Source organism: Mycobacterium sp., assembly GCF_049281135.1.
In the GTDB taxonomy this organism is placed as follows: Bacteria; Actinomycetota; Actinomycetes; order Mycobacteriales; family Mycobacteriaceae; genus Mycobacterium.
Genome location: NZ_JBAPRN010000500.1, coordinates 1 through 4,906 on the forward strand (window position 1 = coordinate 1; position 4,906 = coordinate 4,906).

Here is a 4,906-nt window from a genome sequence, read left to right on the forward strand (position 1 = left end):
GCGGCTGTCGCGCACCTTCGGGGCAATCGTCGACCTGCTCGCCGCGGTGCCATCGATCGTCTTCGGGCTCTGGGGAATCTTCGTGCTGGCACCACAACTCGAGCCGATCGAGTCCCTGCTCAACCGAGAGCTGGGTTGGTTCTTTCTGTTCAAGGCCGGCGACGTGTCACTGGCCGGTGGCGGCAACATCTTCACGGCGGGCGTTGTGCTCGCGGTAATGGTCTTGCCGATCATCACCTCGGTGTCGCGGGAAGTGTTCCGGCAGACGCCGATCAGCCACACCGAAGCCGCACAGGCCCTGGGTGCGACGAAGTGGGAAGTGGTGAGGATGACGGTGCTGCCGTACGGCCGCAGCGGTGCCGTCGCCGCGTCGATGCTGGGACTCGGCCGCGCACTGGGCGAAACCGTGGCGGTGTTGATCATCCTGCGTGCCTCCGCGTCCGCCGGTCATTGGTCGCTGTTCGACGGTGGCTACACCTTCGCTTCGAAAATTGCCTCTGCGGCAAGTGAATTCAGCGAACCACTGCCCACCGGCGCCTACATCTCGGCCGGATTCGTGCTCTTCGTCCTCACCTTCCTCGTCAATGCGGTCGCCCGCGGGATCGTCGGCAGGGCGGTCAAGGTATGAGCGCCCCGACCCTCGATTTGCCGGTCAAAAAGGCGGCGGTCCAGCCGATCAGTCTTAGCCGACGGATCAAGAACAAGATCGCGGCAACATTTTTCTTGCTCTCGTTCGGTATCGCGTTGGTACCGCTGATCTGGGTGCTGTGGGTTGTCGTCCAACGGGGCGGGTACGCGATCACTCGGCCCGACTGGTGGAGCCACTCATTACGTGGTGTGCTGCCAGAGCAGTTTTCCGGCGGGGTCTATCACGCCCTGTACGGCACCGTGGTGCAGGCCGGGGTAGCGGCGATCATCGCTGTGCCACTGGGATTCATGACGGCGGTGTACTTGGCCGAGTACCGATCTGGCCGGCTTGCCAAATTCACCACCTTTATGGTCGATGTGCTCGCCGGACTGCCGTCAATCGTGGCGGCGCTGTTCATCTTCAGCCTGTGGATCGCGACCATGGGATTCGAGCAGAGTGCCTTCGCGGTGTCACTCGCGCTGGTCCTGCTGATGTTGCCGGTCGTGGTGCGATCGAGCGAGGAGATGCTCAGGCTGGTGCCTCAAGATCTGCGAGAAGCCAGCTACGCCTTGGGAATTCCCAAGTGGAAAACGATCATGCGGATCGTCGTCCCCATTGCGATGCCGGGCATCATCACCGGCGTGCTGCTGTCGATCGCGCGGGTGATGGGCGAAACCGCCCCGGTGTTGGTATTGGTCGGTTACAGCCGGTCGATCAACTTCGACATCTTCAACGGCAACATGGCGTCGTTGCCGTTGCTGATCTACTCCGAACTCAACAACCCCGAACACGCCGGCTTCCTGAGGGTTTGGGGCGCCGCGCTGACACTGATCATCGTGGTGGCGGTGGTGTACCTGGCGGCCGCGCTGGCCAACCGGCTGATCACCATCCGGCGCCGTTGAGCCGATCCAGATCTATCCCGTACATCCGGCTACACGCAGCTTGAGCACCCTGTCGTTGCCGCGGTCGGCCACGTACACGTTGCCGTCTTTGTCCAGCGCCAGCTGCAGCGGAGTGTTGAGACCGTTGAGCGCCAACGGAGTTGGGGTACTCGAGCCGGGGGGCAGTTTCAATACCTGATTGTTGTCGTGCTCGCTGACATAGATGTTGCCCGAGCCGTCCACGACGACGCCCCACGGCACCGTGAGCCCGGCGATCGGCAGGACTGTCTGTTCGCTGGAGCCGGCGTCCAGCTTCAACACTCTGTTGTTGTCGGAGTCGGTGACGTACACGTTGCCGGCGCCGTCGACCGCAACGCCATCGGGGTTGTTGAGACCGGTGAACGGCAGCACGGTCGGGGTGTTGGTGCCGGCCGGCAATTTCACCACCCGGTCGTTCCCCCGGTCGGCGACATATACGCTGCCGGCGGAGTCGACCGCGAGCCCTTCGGGATAGCTGAGGCCGGTGAAGGGAAGCTGCGTTTGGTTGTTCGAGCCGGCGGCCATCTTCACGACCCGATGATTGAAGTCGGTGACATACACCGCGCCCGCCGAGTCAACGGCCACCGCCTGCGGCTGGTATAGGCCGGTGAAGGGCAACACTGTCGGGGTGTCCGACCCCGGTGTCAACTTCACCACTCGGCCGTACATGCCTTGATTGGTGACGTACACAGCGCCGGCGGAATCCACCGCCACCCCGCCAGGTGACAGGCGGAAGTTGAGTCCGTTGAACGGCAGCACGTTTTGTCCGCAGGACTCGGCGGCCGGTCCACCGTGCGGGCGCACCACATATCCGAATACGGCGACGAGCAGCACCGCGGCAGCACCGATGATCATCCACAGCCTGCGTCGGTCGCGCCGTTGCGGCGTAGGCGAACTGAAGTCGGGTTGCTGGGTGGCGTTCGGCCGACCGGGTAGCGAAGCGCCGGAGTGATGATTCCAACCGCCGAGACCGGCGGGCGGTGCAGACCAACTCCTCGCACCCGCGGCGGCCGCGGCAGGACGAGCCATGGTGTGTACGTTGGCCGCATCCTCGCCGTGCTGCAAAATGCTTTCAGCCTGGTGCTGCTCGGACACGGTCAGCGCGTGCAACGCGGCGTTGGCCAATTCGCCCGCACTGCGGTAACGATCCTCGGGATTCTTGGCCATGCCCTGGGCGATCACCTGATCGAGGGCCACCGGAACCGTCCCGGGGCGCAGCTGGCTGGGCCGCGGGGCAGGCTCCATCAGATGCGCGGCAACCAGCCGCTCGATGCTGTCGGCTCGGAAAGGCGGTGCCCCGCTCAGACATTCACCAAGAACGCAAGCCAGCGAATAGATGTCGGAGCGATATGTGACCTCATGGTCTCTGAACCGCTCGGGGGCCATGTACTTGTACGTTCCCAGCGTCACACCGGCTTGGGTCAATCCGGGGTCGGCGTCAGCACGGGCAATGCCGAAATCCAAGAGGTAAGCGAAATCATCGCCGGTGATCAGGATGTTCTCCGGCTTCACGTCGCGGTGCGTAACGCCGCCGGCGTGCGCGGCGTCCAGCGCGGCGGCGACCTGACGCACGATGGCCACCGCACGTGGCGGACTCATCGGCCCGGTCCGTTTCAGCACGGTGGCCAAATTGTCGCCGTCGATCAGGCGCATGTCCAGATAGAGCTGTCCGTTGATCTCGCCGTAATCGTGAATGGGCACCACATGCGGCTCGGTCAATCTTCCGGCCGCACCGGCCTCGCGTTGCATCCGGGCACGGAACATCGGGTCGTCCGAGAACTCCGGCGATATCAGCTTGAGCGCCACTACCCGGCCCTTGCGGGTGTCCTCGGCCTCGTAGACCTCCCCCATCCCGCCACGTCCCAGCAGTCGCATCAGCCGGTAGGGCCCGAACCACGATCCGACCCGTGCACCCGGTTGACTGCCGATCATCGTCGATGCTCCATCACGAGATCCCGTTCACGGCCGCCGACAGCTTCGATTGAAACGAGCTCGGCATGGGGATGTATCCGTATTGATCCAAGCCGTCCTGGCCAGCTCCAATTGTGGCTTGCATGAACGCTTTTACCGCCGCACCCGTCGCGGAATCCGGGTACCTCGAGCAAACGATTTCATACGTCGCAAGCACGATCGGATAGGCGCCGGCCTGCGATGGCTTGTAAAACGACGACGTGTCGACCACCAGATCGTTGCCCTGACCGGCGAACTTCGCCCCGGCGATCGTCTTGCCGACCGAGTCAGCTGTGATCGTGACCGGGTCCGGGCCGGCCGACGTGAGGATCTGGGCCATGCTCAACTGGTGGCCCACCGCGAATGACCATTCGTTGTAGGTGATTGACCCGTCGGTTGCTCGCAGAGCCGTCGAGGTCCCTTCATTTCCGCTCGCACCCTGGCCGACTCCACCCTCGAATGTCTCGTCGGTACCCTTACCCCAGGCTCCGTCGGATGCGGCATCGAGATACTTCTGAAAGTTGTACGTGGTGCCCGATTTATCGCCGCGGAACACCACGTTGATTGGCGTTGCGGGCAGGTTGACATCGGCGTTGAGCGCCTTGATGGCCGGGTTATTCCAGTCCTTGATGCTGCCGTTGAATATCTTCGCCGTGGTCGGCCCGTCCAGGTTCAGCGACGTCACCCCGGCAAGGTTGTAGGTGACCGCGATCGGGCCGAACACCGCGGGCAGGTCCCAGGCGGGTGATCCGCAACGCTGTTGGGCCCGGTCGGGCTCGCCCTTCGCAGGGTCCAGGGGTTTGTCGGAGCCGGCCAGATCGGTCTCGTTGCCGACGAACTCCTGCACACCGGCGCCCGACCCGTTTGCGTTGTAGTCCAAGGTGTAGCCCGGGCATGCGCGGATGTAGGCGTAGACGAACTGCTCGATCGCGTTCTCCTGCGCCGTTGAACCGCTGGCCTGCAGCTTCTTCTTACCGCCGCAGGTGACGGGTACTGCCGGTGGGCCGGACGCCGATTTCGAGGTGCTGCTGCCACACGCCGATAGCGCCAGGGCGCCCGTGACCAGCAGGCTCAGCGCCGCGACACATCGGATGGCCTTCACAAAGGCTCCTCTCGGCGGCGGGCACATCGTTAACAGCAAACAGCGCCGAGCTTAATAAAAGATTAATGCCAGCTTTGTGCAGGCTTTGCGTGCGACAGCTCAGCCCTCGACGTGGGCCAGGAATTCCAGCAGCAGCGCGTTCGTGGCGGCGGGCTGCTCGATCTGCGGGCAGTGCCCCGCAGCATCGATGACGGCCGATCGCCCCTTCAGAAGCTGGTCAGCGATCTCCTTCGCCCAGCCGGGCGCTAGCAGTTTGTCGCAGGCACCCTCGATCACCAGTGCCGGAACGATGACGCGCTGGTAGGC

General features: G+C 63.8%; 5 protein-coding genes. 2 read left to right on the forward strand and 3 right to left on the reverse strand.

Annotation, left to right across the window (positions count from 1 at the left end; translation table 11 throughout):
* On the forward strand, nt 1-628 hold a 628-nt coding region (pstC, locus tag WAN02_RS20000), incomplete at its 5' end, for a phosphate ABC transporter permease subunit PstC (RefSeq protein WP_422265968.1).
* Complete coding sequence (gene pstA / locus WAN02_RS20005; protein WP_422265969.1) at nt 625-1,530, forward strand: phosphate ABC transporter permease PstA; 906 nt, start codon at nt 625-627, stop codon at nt 1,528-1,530. The genes pstC and pstA, both read left to right, overlap by 4 nt.
* Before the next feature lie 12 nt (nt 1,531-1,542).
* On the opposite strand, the gene WAN02_RS20010 is transcribed toward pstA, so the two are convergent.
* From WAN02_RS20010 to WAN02_RS20020, 3 genes are all read right to left on the reverse strand, one after another.
* Nucleotides 1,543-3,480: a serine/threonine-protein kinase PknD gene (locus WAN02_RS20010; RefSeq protein WP_422265970.1), complete on the reverse strand. Its 1,938-nt coding sequence runs from the start codon at nt 3,478-3,480 to the stop codon at nt 1,543-1,545.
* 13 nt (nt 3,481-3,493) lie between these two features.
* Nucleotides 3,494-4,600: a phosphate ABC transporter substrate-binding protein PstS gene (gene pstS, locus WAN02_RS20015; protein ID WP_422265971.1), complete on the reverse strand. Its 1,107-nt coding sequence runs from the start codon at nt 4,598-4,600 to the stop codon at nt 3,494-3,496.
* 99 nt (nt 4,601-4,699) lie between these two features.
* Nucleotides 4,700-4,906, reverse strand: a 207-nt coding sequence (locus WAN02_RS20020; protein WP_422265972.1) for an alpha/beta fold hydrolase, incomplete at its 5' end; no start/stop codon positions are given.